15 protein-coding genes and 1 tRNA gene are annotated in these 13,410 nt (G+C 40.2%); 8 read left to right on the forward strand and 8 right to left on the reverse strand.

Going from position 1 to position 13,410, the window contains the following annotated elements; genetic code table 11:
• Nucleotides 1–428: 428 nt before the first annotated feature.
• From gpsA to KO534_RS07285, 4 genes are read right to left on the reverse strand one after another with little or no spacing between them, the layout of a single operon-like run.
• Nucleotides 429–1,424, reverse strand: a complete 996-nt coding sequence (gpsA, locus tag KO534_RS07270; RefSeq protein WP_215928925.1) for an NAD(P)H-dependent glycerol-3-phosphate dehydrogenase — start codon at nt 1,422–1,424, stop codon at nt 429–431.
• Between the two features lie 16 nt (nt 1,425–1,440).
• Nucleotides 1,441–1,950 carry a protein-export chaperone SecB gene (secB, locus tag KO534_RS07275; protein WP_215928927.1) on the reverse strand — a complete coding sequence of 170 codons (510 nt, stop codon included), beginning with the start codon at nt 1,948–1,950 and terminating at the stop codon, nt 1,441–1,443.
• A 22-nt stretch (nt 1,951–1,972) separates the two neighbouring features.
• Complete coding sequence (gene grxC, locus KO534_RS07280) at nt 1,973–2,230, reverse strand: glutaredoxin 3 (RefSeq protein ID WP_215928934.1); 258 nt, start codon at nt 2,228–2,230, stop codon at nt 1,973–1,975.
• 16 nt (nt 2,231–2,246) lie between these two features.
• On the reverse strand, nt 2,247–2,672 hold the full coding sequence (locus KO534_RS07285; protein ID WP_215928937.1) for a rhodanese-like domain-containing protein: 426 nt from the start codon (nt 2,670–2,672) through the stop codon (nt 2,247–2,249).
• A 278-nt stretch (nt 2,673–2,950) separates the two neighbouring features.
• Here KO534_RS07285 and gpmI point away from each other — a divergent pair, with 278 nt between their 5' ends.
• The 5 genes from gpmI to KO534_RS07310 all read left to right on the forward strand — a co-directional run bounded on the left by gpmI (nt 2,951) and on the right by KO534_RS07310 (nt 8,018).
• Nucleotides 2,951–4,483, forward strand: a complete 1,533-nt coding sequence (gene gpmI, locus KO534_RS07290; protein ID WP_215928939.1) for a 2,3-bisphosphoglycerate-independent phosphoglycerate mutase — start codon at nt 2,951–2,953, stop codon at nt 4,481–4,483.
• 133 nt (nt 4,484–4,616) lie between these two features.
• Nucleotides 4,617–5,648, forward strand: a complete 1,032-nt coding sequence (locus tag KO534_RS07295) for a murein hydrolase activator EnvC family protein (RefSeq protein ID WP_354667913.1) — start codon at nt 4,617–4,619, stop codon at nt 5,646–5,648.
• Nucleotides 5,649–5,743: 95 nt separating this feature from the next.
• Complete coding sequence (locus tag KO534_RS07300; RefSeq protein ID WP_215928941.1) at nt 5,744–6,511, forward strand: divergent polysaccharide deacetylase family protein; 768 nt, start codon at nt 5,744–5,746, stop codon at nt 6,509–6,511.
• Between the two features lie 9 nt (nt 6,512–6,520).
• Nucleotides 6,521–7,453 carry a DUF808 domain-containing protein gene (locus KO534_RS07305; RefSeq protein WP_215928943.1) on the forward strand — a complete coding sequence of 311 codons (933 nt, stop codon included), beginning with the start codon at nt 6,521–6,523 and terminating at the stop codon, nt 7,451–7,453.
• 160 nt (nt 7,454–7,613) lie between these two features.
• Nucleotides 7,614–8,018 (forward strand): MerC domain-containing protein, encoded by a 405-nt coding sequence (locus KO534_RS07310; RefSeq protein ID WP_215928945.1) that lies wholly within the window; start codon nt 7,614–7,616, stop codon nt 8,016–8,018.
• Here KO534_RS07310 and KO534_RS07315 read toward each other — a convergent pair.
• The 4 genes from KO534_RS07315 to rsgA all read right to left on the reverse strand — a co-directional run bounded on the left by KO534_RS07315 (nt 8,008) and on the right by rsgA (nt 11,632).
• Nucleotides 8,008–8,712, reverse strand: coding sequence for a glycerophosphodiester phosphodiesterase (locus KO534_RS07315; RefSeq protein ID WP_215928947.1), 705 nt, complete (start codon nt 8,710–8,712; stop codon nt 8,008–8,010). The two genes, KO534_RS07310 and KO534_RS07315, sit on opposite strands and share 11 nt — an antisense overlap.
• A gap of 19 nt (nt 8,713–8,731) precedes the next feature.
• Complete coding sequence (locus tag KO534_RS07320) at nt 8,732–9,598, reverse strand: DMT family transporter (protein ID WP_215928949.1); 867 nt, start codon at nt 9,596–9,598, stop codon at nt 8,732–8,734.
• Between the two features lie 4 nt (nt 9,599–9,602).
• Nucleotides 9,603–10,463 carry an archaetidylserine decarboxylase gene (asd, locus tag KO534_RS07325; RefSeq protein WP_215928951.1) on the reverse strand — a complete coding sequence of 287 codons (861 nt, stop codon included), beginning with the start codon at nt 10,461–10,463 and terminating at the stop codon, nt 9,603–9,605.
• Between the two features lie 134 nt (nt 10,464–10,597).
• Nucleotides 10,598–11,632, reverse strand: coding sequence for a small ribosomal subunit biogenesis GTPase RsgA (gene rsgA, locus KO534_RS07330; RefSeq protein WP_215928953.1), 1,035 nt, complete (start codon nt 11,630–11,632; stop codon nt 10,598–10,600).
• A gap of 116 nt (nt 11,633–11,748) precedes the next feature.
• On the opposite strand from rsgA, the gene orn reads away from it, so the two are divergent.
• The 3 genes from orn (at nt 11,749) to KO534_RS07345 (ending at nt 13,257) form a co-directional block, all read left to right on the forward strand.
• Complete coding sequence (orn, locus tag KO534_RS07335) at nt 11,749–12,294, forward strand: oligoribonuclease (RefSeq protein WP_215928955.1); 546 nt, start codon at nt 11,749–11,751, stop codon at nt 12,292–12,294.
• A gap of 159 nt (nt 12,295–12,453) precedes the next feature.
• A tRNA-Gly gene (locus KO534_RS07340) sits at nt 12,454–12,528 on the forward strand.
• 240 nt (nt 12,529–12,768) lie between these two features.
• A complete protein-coding gene (locus KO534_RS07345) occupies nt 12,769–13,257 on the forward strand; it encodes a DUF4442 domain-containing protein (protein WP_215928957.1) in 489 nt (162 codons plus the stop codon).
• Nucleotides 13,258–13,410 lie beyond the last annotated feature (153 nt).

The raw sequence follows: 13,410 nt of genomic DNA on the forward strand, positions 1-13,410 counted from the left end.
GTAGGTCGCACATTGCCAGACTCCCAAACTGCTCATTACGAATCGTGCAAGTGAGTAATGTATAAGATCATTTTTTGTTGGTTGGCGTCTGCATGTTCTTAACGACGCCCACTCGATTTTGACTATTTACTCTCTAACTGACGTTCTACCTAAGGTTAAATGCACGTTACTGCCGCTTAAGTTTGGGTATTGAGCAAACTAAATAGTAAATGTTAATATTTTAACGATAACAGGGACCTGTAATCGGCCGCAACGCTCTATGGATTTACAATAGCAATGAGTGGATTCTTGATTATTAAGGGGGCTTCAAGCAACCCTGGCGCTCGTTAGGGATAGTCTATGAGAAGAGTGTAGAATACTCCTGAGGGAGTTTGTAGAGCTCTTATGATTGGTAACGATAAAAATAAGGGAGAAGTACGAGAGGTCATCTATTCTGATGTTGGATCTCTAGCTAGTAATGTCAATGCCGCGTCTTTCGCTGGTTTATTGTTATACAAAACTTCGTAAATTTGCTCACAAATTGGCATTTCTACACCCAACCTTTTTGAAAGTATATGAACTTCCTTAGTATTAAGATACCCCTCAACGACCTGACCAATTTCGGTCATCGCTTCTTGGATCCCTAAACCTTTGCCAAGTGCCAAGCCAAATCTTCGATTTCGTGATTGGTTATCCGTACACGTAAGTACTAGATCACCTAGTCCCGACATGCCCATGAAGGTGGTTTGTTTAGCGCCCATATTGACGCCTAATCTGCTAAGTTCAGTTAGTCCTCTAGTGATTAGCGCAGTCCTAGCATTTGACCCAAAACCCAAACCATCGGAAAGTCCGGCTCCAATAGCAATAACGTTTTTCACTGCTCCTCCTAGTTGTATTCCGACAAAATCATCATTTCTATAAACTCTAAAGGATTTAGAGCAGTGAAGCTTATTAGCAAACTCTATAGCTAGATTCTCATTGGTAGAGCTCAAAGAAATTGCAGTGGGAAGTCCAGCAACCATTTCCTTCGCAAAGGTTGGACCTGACAAGGCGGCAATCGGTATGTCGTTACCTAACAGTTCTATAGCAACTTCTTGAAGTAATCTGCCTGTTTCAGGCTCTAAACCCTTAGTTGCCCATATTATTCTGTGGTGTGGTTTGAGAAAGGTTTTAACTTGTTTTAGTGTATCTGAAAATGCGTGACTGGGTACCACAATCAAAATATCCTGACTGTTGGTTACAGCTTCACTTAGTTTACTTTCAATCGCTAAGTCGTTTGGGAATATGGCATCAGGAAGATATTTTTGGTTGCATCTACTTTTAGCCATTAATTGCATCTGTTGTTCGTCACGTCCCCATAACACGGTTTTAACGCCGTTACGGGATAAACAAAACGCTAGGGCAGTACCGTAAGATCCTGCCCCTAATACACAAACTGAATTCAATTTGAAATTACTCGTGTTATGCGTCTAGTTTCTGAGTAGTTTGCTCTTGAGCTTGTTGTGCTCGTTTTTGCATGTATGCCGCGAAAACTGAGTTAAAATCTACAGGTGCCAAGTTTAATGGTGGGAAAGTACCACGATTGACTAAATTAGAAATGGTTTCTCTCGCATAAGGGAACAAAGTATTAGGACAAAACGCACCAAGCATTTGAGTTTTATTCTGATCCGGCATTTCACCGATCATAAATATTCCAGCTTGTTGAACTTCACACAAAAACGCTGTTTCTGTACCTATTGTCGCTGTTACAGTAACTGATAAAGTGACTTCATAAAGATTCTCACCTACTGGATTACTTTTGGTGTCTAAGTCTAACTGAATTTCTGGTTTCCATTCTTTCTGAAACATAGCGGGTGAATTGGGTGTTTCAAAAGAAATATCTTTTGTATAGATTCTTTGAATTGAAAACTGTGGGCCTTGTGCCGCTTCAGGCTGCGCTGCAGCTTCGTTTGGTTGATTTTCGTCAGCCATGGTACTTCCTTTATTTGAGTTATTAGTCAGCGAGTAAACTGTCTAGTTGGTTTTTTGCTTCTAATGCAAACAAGTCGTCACAACCGCCTACATGATGATCATTAATAAAAATTTGTGGAACAGTAGATTTACCTTTTGCTCGTTCAATCATTGTGCTGCGCAATTCAGGCATTACATCGATTTCAATTTCATTAAAGCTTATTTCTTTTTTATTCAATAAAGCCTTTGCACGATGGCAATATGGGCAATATCCTTTAGTATAAATATCAACTTGACTCATATTCACTTTCCACAAGTTATTTAGTGATAGGAAGGCTCGCACCTTGCCAAGCATTTATGCCACCTTTCAAGGTTGCAGCATGAGTAAATCCAGCTTTGAGCATTTGGGATGCTGTTCGCTTAGATGTCATGCCCATTGCACAAACAACAATAATGGGTTTGTCTTTGAATTTTTCAAGGGTACTAAAGTCGCCTTTAGTGACTAACTCAGGTTTGATTTGTTTTGAACCTAATATATGGCCTTTTTTAAATTCCGCCGATGGACGAATATCCAAGATGTAAGCATCTTCTCTATTAATGAGTAAAGTTGCTTCATGAGTGTTTAATTCTTTCAAAGGTGAAAACAGACTCGCCACAGTGGTGTATATTAAAGCGACCAAAAGCGCAGCAAATAAACCAGATAAAATATAATGATTTGTGACAAATTCTACGATTTGATCCATAACAGGTGAGCCTTAAAGATATGTAACTTAAAAAAATGAGGCCAAAGTATATAGATTTTCAGTACAGAAACTAGCCCTAGAGTAAATTCAAAGGCACCACATAGAATAACTTATTGTTATACATTTGGTTTTTTAAAATGATTTAGCCGTGACCTAGATTGCGAGTAGCGATAACATTAGCGCATTATCAAACAACTAGGTCATATGGTTAATATAACAGTCGTTCCTAGTATGTCATCATAACATTAGTTAATAGTTTTAAAGATAAGGACTGAATAATGAGTCAAACCAAAAAGACCACCGCCTTGATCATTTTAGACGGTTGGGGCCACCGTGACGATCAAGATAGTAATGCGATTGCTCATGCTAATACTCCTGTTTTAGACGGTTTATGTAATACCTACAGTAATACTCTAATATCTGGTTCAGGTTTGGATGTTGGTTTACCTCCGGGACAAATGGGAAATTCTGAAGTCGGTCATGTAAATTTGGGTGCTGGACGAGTGGTTTATCAAGACTTTACACGGGTGACAAAAGCGATTGAGGATGGTGAATTTTATGAAAATCCTATTCTAACTAACAATCTTGATAAGGCAATTCAAGCGGATAAAGCAATTCATGTAATGGGCTTGATGTCGGAAGGAGGGGTACATAGTCACCAAGATCATATATTTGCTTTGTTAAAATTGGCGGCCAAGCGGGGCGCGACCAAATTATATCTGCATGCTTTTTTAGATGGTAGAGACACGCCACCTCGCAGTGCAAAAGGACCCTTACAGTCGGCTGACGCTGTTTTTGAAGAGCTAGGTGTTGGAAAAACAGCCAGTGTTATAGGGCGTTATTACGCGATGGACAGAGATGCCCGTTGGGATAGAGTCGAGGCTGCGTATAATTTAATTGCCCATGGCAAAGGTAGCAAAACTGCTGCCAGCGCGATAGAAGCACTAGAGGCTTCCTATGATCGCGACGAAAATGATGAGTTTATGCAAGCTACGGTAATTGGTAAAGCGACGCCATTAGAAGATGGCGACGCCCTTTTCTTTATGAATTTCAGAGCAGACAGGGCACGAGAAATTAGTCGGCCATTTGTAGAACCTGATTTTAGTGAATTTAATAAAGGTAAACACATTGAGCTTGGGGCTTTCGTTACCCTGACTCAATATGCAGAGAGTATTGATGCTCCTGCGGCCTATCCACCAGTACCTTTAGTAAACGTTATGGGGGAATGGTTAGCTAAGCATAACAAAACCCAATTACGCATTTCAGAAACGGAAAAATATGCGCATGTAACTTTTTTCTACAGTGGTGGACGTGAAGATTTATATGTTGGTGAAGAACGAATTTTAGTGCCATCTCCAAAAGTAGCCACTTATGATTTGCAGCCAGAAATGAGCTCTGAAGAATTGACAGATAAGCTTGTTGCCGCGATCGATTCTGGAAAATTTGACGTGATTGTTTGTAATTATCCAAATGGCGATATGGTTGGGCATACCGGTAATTTCGATGCAGCCGTTAAAGCTTGTGAGGCTGTGGATACTTGCATAGGAAGAGTGGTGGAGGCAATTAAGCGTAATGGAGGCGATTGCTTAATTACCGCAGACCATGGAAACGCTGAAAAAATGCAAGATGCACAAACTGGGCAGGCGCACACGGCACATACAAGCGAGCTAGTGCCATTTATCCATGTAGGGAAAAAATCTACAGTGCGCACAGGAGGCACGCTTAGTGATGTGGCACCTACTATGTTACATTTGATGGGGATGGAACAACCCCCAGAAATGACGGGCACGCCAATAGTGACATTGGATTAGCCAATTGAGTTTGATTGGACATACATTATATCAAGTGAAAAGCCTTACTTTTAGGCTTTTCTTCTTAGCGTTAGTATTCGGTGTTTTTGTTGAATCCAGCGTACATGCCCAAGAGCAGTCAGACCTTGAAAGTATCCAACAACAAATAAAGAATAAACAGGCAAAAATCAGCCAACAATTAGCGGCAGCGAAGAAGCTTCAAGACAACCTCAAGGAAGTTGAACTGCAAATTGCCAAGTCAGCCAAAGAGCTTAATAGCATTGACAAGTCGTTGGTCAAAAATCAGCAGCAACTCACAGACTTGCGCAAACAACAAAAGCAGTATTTAACTTCTCTAGAGCAGCAAAAGTCGGTATTAGCGAAGCAAATTCGAAGTGCCTATATGACAGGTAATTATGACTTTGCAAAAATGTTGTTAAATCAGCAAGATGCCGCAAACTTTGAGCGGACTATCACCTATTATCAGTATTTAAATAAGGCCCGTAAATCACAGATCGATAGCTTTAATTTATTGGTTAAAGAACTGAATAAAGTAAATGCCAAATTGATCGATAACAAAACCGAGTTAGAACAACTAAGAGCTAAACAACTCGAACAACAAAAAGTATTGAAGGCCAATCTAGCTCAACGAGAAGAAACGCTCATTGCAATGCAAAGTGCAATAGAATCGGAAGAGGCAAAAGTTGCTCAATTGCAAATTAATGAAAAGAATTTACTCGAAGCTTTGGCGCGCGCGCAACAACAAGTCGACAAACAAGATATAACCTTAGCCGGATTAAGCTCCCTAAAAGGGAGTCTACTAATGCCTGCCAAAGGTAACCTTCGAAAGATGTTTGGCCGGTATAGGCAAGGGCAAATTAAGTGGAAAGGTGTAGTCATAAATGGCACCGCTGGAGACTCGGTTGTTGCCATTCATCACGCTAAAGTCCTCTATTCTGATTGGCTTCGAGGTTTTGGTTTAGTCACTGTTTTGGATCATGGCGATGGATTTATGAGTCTTTATGGTCATAACCAAGCTTTATTAAAGCAAGCAGGGGAAATTGTGCAAGCAGGAGAATCAATTGCATTGCTCGGGCAAAGTGGCGGACAAAGTCGCCCTAATTTGTATTTCGAAATTCGACTTAAAGGAAAGCCTATTAACCCAGTAAATTGGTTAAAACTATAGTCACAATGTGTCTCAATACAATTGAATCCTAGTAAAATTAGTTGATGTGATTATAATTGAAACCAAAAGTATCAGAGTAAAACAATAATAAAAACATGCGCTTATTTCTATTTAGTTGTCTTTTATATATCAGTTTTTCAGTCAGCGCGTCGCAAATCGGCTTGATCATTGATGATATTGGAAATACCGATCAAGATGCCAAGGCCTTCACCTTACCCGTCAACGTAGCCTTTGCTATTTTACCCAATAAAGCACTATCTAAAACTTACTCAGGACGAGCAGCAGCGCAGCAGCGAGAAGTTATTTTGCATATGCCGATGGAGTCACTGGCTGGCAATAACCAGGAAAAAAATGTACTGCTTTCTAACATGGCACCAAAACAAATAGAACAAACATTAAGAGCCGCTTTGTCTACAGTACCAAACGCTGTCGGTCTCAATAATCATATGGGAAGTCGATTGACGCAACTCACAGTGCCGATGACGGTGACCATGGAATTTTTATCGGAACGCGGTTTGTTTTTTGTGGATAGCCGCACAACTAGATACAGCAAAGCTCAAATTATAGCGAAGAAAAAAGGAGTGCTGAGCGCCAAACGTAATGTGTTTATCGACCATACTCCAAGTCTTGAGCAAATTGACAAACAATTTAAGCGTTTACTTAAGTTGTCAAAAACCTATGGGTCAGCGATAGGGATCGCCCACCCTTATCCACAAACTCTTAAATATTTGAAGCAACACTTAGATACGCTTCAAAAAAAACATGGTATTACGCTTATTAAAATGAGTGAAGTTGTATCTTCAAGTGGGAGTTATGCTTATCATTCAAAAGTAAAACCTGAACTCAGTTCTCCAACCTTGTAAGGATATCCTATGCCAGCCGCGAATCTACTTGCTTTGATAGATGATATAGCGACGATTTTAGATGATGTTGCCATATTGTCTAAAGTTGCTGCAAAAAAAACTGCTGGTGTATTAGGTGACGATTTAGCCTTAAATGCAGAACAAGTCTCTGGTGTAAAAGCAGAGCGTGAATTGCCAGTCGTCTGGGCTGTTGCTAAGGGCTCTTTTTTAAATAAACTCATTTTAGTACCGTCTGCATTATTGATAAGTGCATTTTTGCCATGGTTAATTGTAGTGTTACTCGTAATAGGAGGATTGTATTTGTGCTACGAGGGTGTTGAAAAACTCGCCCATAAGTTTCTTCACTCTAAACAAGAATTAGAACAAGAACATGCACAAAAACTGGCTGCCGTGGCAGACCCAAAAGTGAATCTAGTTGACCTTGAAAAAAACAAAATAAAGGGCGCGATTAGAACTGACTTTATTTTGTCCGCTGAAATAGTGGTGATTGTGCTCGGAACTGTGCAAGCAGAGTCTTTTGCTACCCAAGTGACTGTAGTGTCATTGTTAGCCTTGGCTATTACCGTAGGAGTTTATGGTTTAGTCGCTGGAATTGTAAAGCTGGACGATGCTGGATTATACCTGCTTAGAAAGTCTGTCAGTGGTTCGTTTAACAGCCTACAAAGATCCCTAGGAAGAGGGCTGTTGATTTTTGCGCCTATTTTAATGAAGACATTATCAATTGTTGGTACCGCAGCGATGTTTTTAGTGGGAGGCGGCATTTTAGTGCACAGCATTCCACTGATACATCAATTACTTGGGCCTATTTTGCATAGTGTTGAGTCGATTGCTGTTGTAGGGTCAACCGTGCCTATTTTACTCGATGGATTGATTGGCATTATAGCCGGCGCAATCGTACTGTTAGTTGTTACCTTAAGTTTTAGAATATTTAAAAGAGAGTAACTTACATCTCTTAATGAATGTGAAACGACTTAAGGCCCAGCGTTTGATCTTTTCTTGCGGTTATTTCTTATGATAATTTCGTCAAATTTTAACCAGTAAATACTTGTATATTTTATGAAATGTTATATTATAACGCTCGTTAAAAATGAGGTAGTTATTTATGCAAGCAAACAAAGACAAAACGCTATTAGACAGACTAGGCATTTGGGCCTCCAGTTTGTGTGCGTTGCATTGTTTGTTGTTACCTATACTTATTCCACTTGTGCCTTTTATTAGTGCCTCATTTTTTGCTCAAGATTGGTTTGAAAGAAGCATATTATCTCTTTCGATGATTATTGGATTTTGGGCATTGTTCTCAGGCTTTTATCGCTACCACAGACAGCTTTACCCTCTATATAGCCTAGTTTTAGGTGGACTGATTTATTGGAACAAAGATATGTTTGGCGAGTCTTACGAGCCTTTCACTATAGCGATAGGTGCTTTTTTAATAGTGGGCGCTCATATAGTGAACTTGAAGTTATGTCAGAGCTGCCAAGACTGTGATAGTGGATGCGCTAGCTCTTAGAACGATCCACTAATGCCTTTCTGGCTTTTCCCGGCCCATTGCTAAATACGCCATCTACTCCCCACTGCTGTAATCTAAGCAAATCTTCTGGCTCATCAACAGTATAAACAAACATTTTAAGTCCGCGACTGTGAGTATCTATTACGAATGCCTCATCGACAAAGCTGACATCTGCGTTAACTGAGTAAGCGTTTAATTCTTGGGCAAATTTGGCATGTCCGATAGGGTTGTTGGCTGTTAATGCACCTATTTTTATAATGGGAGCAATACGTTTAAACGCTTTTATCATATGATGGTCGAAAGATGAAACGATGAATTGCTCAGTGCTAAAATTAAACTCACTCACCGCTTTATTGATATTTTCGTTCAACAACAAAATATCTTTTACACCTTTTACTTCAATGTTCATCAAACATTGACCTTGCACGCGCTGTAACACTTGCCTTAGTGTCGGAACACATTGTCCTTGCCCTGCATCCAAGGCTTGTAATTCTGCGAGTCTGTAATCTGATAGCGCGCGGTCACCATTAGTGGTTCTACTGACCCATCGGTCGTGTATCACTACTAATTCATTCCCAAGCTGATAAACATCTATTTCAATGCCATCAGCTTGTTGTTCTAGGGCTAGGTCAATCGATAATAGAGTATTTTCTGGAGCGTCAGCACTGGCACCTCTGTGAGCAAATATCAGCATCTTGTAAGCTCTCTTGGGATTATTTACTGTGTAGTTTTTGTGCGTTGATAGTTTCATAGATAGCAGCGGATATCACTAATAATCCACCAACGATAGTCTGCCACCTAGGCTGTTCACCTAATACGATTATAGCGAGACTGACGCCATACAAAGGTTGCATACACGCAATGAGCGAAAATGTTTTGGCCCGCAAGTGTTTAAGGCTTGCCGCAATCAAAGCATGTGGTACAGCTGTTAAAAATATCCCCAGAACCACTAGGCCTATATAAGTTTCGTTGCTGGCCTTGAATAATTCTTCGCTCGAAAAAAAGCTTAGTGAAATAAAAATGACCAGTGTTTGATAGGCCATGGCTTGTGCGCCGGAGTAATGAGAGAAGTGTTTGCGGTGCACCAAATTTCTGAAGGAATATAAAATCGCTGACGCTATTCCAATCAACACACCTTGGGTTATTTCATTTTCCAAGGACACTTCAGGGACGATCAAATAGATACCAAAAAGTACAACTAAAGCACTCACTATATCTTGCCAAACTAAACGTATACCCTCAAAAAAAGGCTCCAACAGCACTGTCATCACTGGAAAGGTAAACAATGCTATCATGCCTACTGACACTGAAGAGTATTGCATGGCGGCAAAATAACTGACCCAGTGGGCAGCCATTAGCAACCCTAAAAACAGCGCGATAAAATAATCTTTCAGGCTGTTTAATTTAATCGAGCCTTGAAATATTTTCACAATGGCAAACAACATGACACAAGCAACAAAGGCTCTACCGAACGTAATATCGGTAGCAGACAAGGGCAAGAGTTTAGAGAATAATGCTGTTGCTCCTAGCAACGCCATAGTGACATGCAGAGACCACAAGCTTTTCTTGACGGGATCCACTGGATTAGTTCGTTATTTCAGCGAAAACATCGCCGAGGCGCGTAACGTCTCCAGCACTGAGATCTGCGAATTCCAAGGTATCAGTTTCGAAACAAGCCACAATGGTTGAGCCGAGCTTAAACAAACCCATTTCTTCGCCTTTCTTAATAAAGACTGAATTGTCACCTTCACTTGGGTATTGCCAATGTTGTACGTTTTTGCCCGCAGGAGGAGATACTGTCCCTGCCCATTTGGTTTCGATACTCGCAACAATAGTCGCTCCAACTAACACCATGGCCATTTTACCAATTTCAGTATCGAAAATTGCAACCACTCGTTCGTTTCTTGCAAACAGTCCAGGTACACGTTCTGCCGTTAGTGGGCTCACAGAAAATAGCTCTCCGGGCACGTAAATCATATCCGTTAGTTGTCCGTCAATGGGCATGTGGATACGGTGGTAATCTTTTGGGGAAAGATAGATGGTCGCAAACTTACCGTCGAGAAACGGCTTTGCGAGCTCAGGTTTGCCCCCTAGTAATGTTGTTAAACTATAATCATGGCCTTTTGCTTGAAAAATAGCATCATGTTTAATGTTACCTAATTGACTCACCGCACCATCAACCGGTAAAGCCAGTTGTTTTTTATCCTGACAAATGCTGCGTACATCGGCTCTTAATTGTCTGGTAAAAAACGCATTAAATGAGCGGTAAGATTCTGGATCAGGCTCGAGTGCTTCGGACATGTCCACATTATATTGCTTAATAAATAACTTAATAATAGCTGTCGTGAATGCGCCAGCTTCCGCCGCCGCTAGTTTGCCTACCATACGTGATAAAAGGTGTTTTGGTATAACGTATTGCAGCGCGATTTTTAAAGAATCAAACAAAGTAACTTCCTAATGATCTAACTTTACCGTCGAGAATTGTACCGCAATAATCTTGATTTTGTGCTCTTCACTAAGTCCAATAGGCTATATGCTAGTAGATTTTACCGGTGAATTTTGTGGTTAAACGTGGGAGGTCATACTTTGGTATGTGCAGGGCGAAGTTCATCCATATTTAATAAAATTTTATGATAACTTTGGTAACGTTGTTGGCTTATCTTGCCTTCTTCTACAGCGGCCTTAATTAAACAGCCAGGGTCACTACCATGTTTACAATCTCGAAATTTACAGCCTCCTAAATAGTCTCTGAACTCCTTAAACCCGTTTGTTAAGCGCTCTGCTGGCAGATGCCATAAAGCAAATTCCCGTACTCCTGGAGAGTCTATTAAATCTCCGCCAGCTGGGAAATGTAACAGTTTAGCTGTAGTTGTTGTGTGCTGTCCTAAACCAGAGTTGTCAGAAATGTCTCCAATTAATTCATCAGCTTCAGGAAGTAATTTATTGATTAAACTCGACTTTCCTACACCAGACTGTCCAACAAACACACTGATTTTATCCTTAAGGCAGGCTGCTAGTTCATCGAGTCCTGTTAACGTTTTACAACTGGTGTAAACAATCTTGTAACCAATATCACGATAAACGTTCAGTTGACCTTCCACTTCTTCAAGTTGTTCTGAGTTAAGCAACTCGACTTTGTTTAAAAGTATCACGGGCGAGATTTCGACGTCTTCTGCTGCAACCAAATACCTATCAATTATATTCAGAGATAAGCTAGGCAATACCGAACTCACTATAATGATCTGATCGATATTCGCGGCAACAGGTTTGACCCCATCATAAAAATCTGGGCGGGTAAGTACAGATTTTCTATCTTGGACGAGTTCAATTATTCCGCTGATACTAAGAGACAGGTCCTTTCCAGGCCTAAATAAAACGTCGTCACCACAGACGACACTTTTGATAGTCCGCCGCATATGACATCTATGCACTACACCCGACTTATCTTCAACGTCAGCGTGTTTGCCAAATCTACCAATTACACGCCCAAGCTGTTGCTCACCAAGTTGATTATCTTCGATCTCCGTCGATTTAGCGCCCCTTGAAAGGTGCTTCGAGCGGTTTACCGAAACTTGCCGTTTTTGCTTATCTGTTAACTTTGGTTTTTTAGCCACGTTTTATCTTTGCTGTAATTAATACAATTTCTAGTATCATGTTAACGTTTGCAGAGATGGATACCAAATCTTTATGTATTTGTTGTTCATTTATTCTTTTTTGTTTAGGAGTCCACATGGCAATTAACACCGAAAATTTAGTTTGGATTGATATGGAAATGACAGGGCTAGATCCTGAATCTGACTTAGTCTTAGAAATTGCCACTATAGTCACTGATAAAGACTTGAATATTTTAGCTGAAGGGCCTGTATTAGCAATTTATCAGACTGACGAAGTATTAAACTCTATGGATCAATGGTGCATTGATACTCATGGAAAATCAGGGTTAACCAAGCGTTGCCGCGAAAGCAAGACTGATATTCAACAAGCGACCGAGCAAACCATCGCTTTTATAGAGGAATATGTACCCAAAGGTATATCTCCGCTATGTGGTAACACTATAGGTCAGGACCGTCGGTTTTTAGTTAAGTATATGCCTGAACTTGAAGAATACTTCCATTACAGAAATATTGATGTCAGTACCATTAAAGAGTTAGTTAAACGCTGGAAACCCGAATTGCTTGATGGTTTTCACAAAAAAGGGGTTCACTTGGCGCTTGATGATATAAGAGAGTCGATAGCAGAATTGGTTTATTACCGACAACACGTGTTCAGCATTTAACCGCTACCTTTGCATATTTGCGTACAATTTCGGCAAATTCGAGTGAATAACAAAAAAAAGCAATAAAATTGCTTTTAGGACTTGCATCGGAATTTTATTTTTGTAAAATGCGCCTCCGCTTTGGGTAACCACAGTCCAAAGTCAAGACAACATCATAATGCGGGAATAGCTCAGTGGTAGAGCACAACCTTGCCAAGGTTGGGGTCGCGAGTTCGAATCTCGTTTCCCGCTCCAAATTTTCACGTTATCAAATTAACACTATTGATAGTGTTAAAAATCTTTAAAAAACCTAGTAAATCGCACCTCGGTTGAATACTTGTCTTATATCATCTCAGCAATGAGTTCTTCAAAAGCTAATTGCAACTCATAGCCTTTTCGTTCAATCAGATGAATTAGTCGCCATCGACAAATGCATTGCTATTGATTTAATACAAATTCATAATTGCCACTGGTCAAACCAGAGGCAAAGTAATCATGGCTGTAAGAAATCCTTTAAGAACATTTGTAGACAAAGTTAATCAATATCCTCAATGGCTAAGTTCCAGGTTAATGACGTGGATGTTTAGGTTCAAAGTTAAACTCGCGGGTACTACCGGAATTGAAGTGCTGCATACAGATGGGAAAACAGCTACATATCGTCAGAAAAATAGCCGAAAAGCTCAAAATCATATTGGAAGTGTTCATGCTGCGGCCATGGCGTTATTAGCTGAATCATGTACAGGGTTTATTGTTGGGATCAACTTGCCAGGCGATAAGTTACCTTTGATTAAACGCATGGAGCTAAATTATGTCAAACGAGCTACGGGAGACATGACGGCTGTTGCCAGCTTAACCGAGCAACAAATTGCGTTGATGCAAACCGCTGAAAAAGGTGAAGTTAACGTTACCGTTCAGGTTACTGATGCACTAGGAATTGAGCCTGTAGAATGTCAGATGATTTGGGCTTGGATTACCAAAAACTAGGATAAAGTAAAATAACAGGTATATGTATTTTTTAATGGATTCATATCTCCTTCAGACTGATTTGAAATATCTAGCAAATGAAACCAAAAATTCACACAAAAATAGTTGACAGATTTTGATTTTAAATTATAAAGCAAGTTGAACCAGACGAGA

It is taken from the genome of Paraglaciecola arctica (assembly GCF_018861065.1).
Classification (GTDB): Bacteria; Pseudomonadota; Gammaproteobacteria; order Enterobacterales; family Alteromonadaceae; genus Paraglaciecola; species Paraglaciecola arctica_B.

Coding starts and splice junctions, on each gene's coding strand:
- secB (WP_215928927.1), bottom strand. CDS start 1,950: ATGGCTGACGAAAATCAACCAAACGAAGCTGCAGCGCAGCCTGAAGCG.
- grxC (WP_215928934.1), bottom strand. CDS start 2,230: ATGAGTCAAGTTGATATTTATACTAAAGGATATTGCCCATATTGCCAT.
- KO534_RS07285 (WP_215928937.1), bottom strand. CDS start 2,672: ATGGATCAAATCGTAGAATTTGTCACAAATCATTATATTTTATCTGGT.
- gpmI (WP_215928939.1), top strand. CDS start 2,951: ATGAGTCAAACCAAAAAGACCACCGCCTTGATCATTTTAGACGGTTGG.
- KO534_RS07300 (WP_215928941.1), top strand. CDS start 5,744: ATGCGCTTATTTCTATTTAGTTGTCTTTTATATATCAGTTTTTCAGTC.
- KO534_RS07305 (WP_215928943.1), top strand. CDS start 6,521: ATGCCAGCCGCGAATCTACTTGCTTTGATAGATGATATAGCGACGATT.
- KO534_RS07310 (WP_215928945.1), top strand. CDS start 7,614: ATGCAAGCAAACAAAGACAAAACGCTATTAGACAGACTAGGCATTTGG.
- KO534_RS07315 (WP_215928947.1), bottom strand. CDS start 8,712: ATGCTGATATTTGCTCACAGAGGTGCCAGTGCTGACGCTCCAGAAAAT.
- orn (WP_215928955.1), top strand. CDS start 11,749: ATGGCAATTAACACCGAAAATTTAGTTTGGATTGATATGGAAATGACA.
- KO534_RS07345 (WP_215928957.1), top strand. CDS start 12,769: ATGGCTGTAAGAAATCCTTTAAGAACATTTGTAGACAAAGTTAATCAA.